Annotated in this window: 1 rRNA gene; it reads right to left on the reverse strand. The window is 53.1% G+C overall.

The window, feature by feature from the left end:
- A 23S ribosomal RNA gene (locus AC1DHL_RS29760) occupies positions 1-530 on the reverse strand; the annotation flags it as partial.

Below are 530 nucleotides of genomic sequence, written 5' to 3' on the forward strand. Positions count from 1 at the left end.
GATGAGATGAGCCGACATCGAGGTGCCAAACACCGCCGTCGATATGAACTCTTGGGCGGTATCAGCCTGTTATCCCCAGAGTACCTTTTATCCGTTGAGCGATGGCCCTTCCATACAGAACCACCGGATCACTATGTCCTGCTTTCGCATCTGCTCGACTTGTCAGTCTCGCAGTTAAGCACGCTTATGCCATTGCACTATCGTCACGATGTCCGACCGTAACTAGCGTACCTTCGAACTCCTCCGTTACGCTTTGGGAGGAGACCGCCCCAGTCAAACTGCCTACCATGCACTGTCCCCGATCCAGATTCACGGRCCWAGGTTAGAACCTCAAACACACCAGGGTGGTATTTCAASGWYGGCTCCACRWGAWCTAGCGWCCMYGCTTCAAAGCCTCCCACCTATCCTACACAGATCKGTTCAAAGTCCAATGCAAAGCTACAGTAAAGGTTCATGGGGTCTTTCCGTCTAGCCGCGGGGAGATTGCATCATCACAAACACTTCAACTTCGCTGAGTCTCGGGAGGAGAC

This window comes from Variovorax sp. 10L426 (assembly GCF_056395305.1).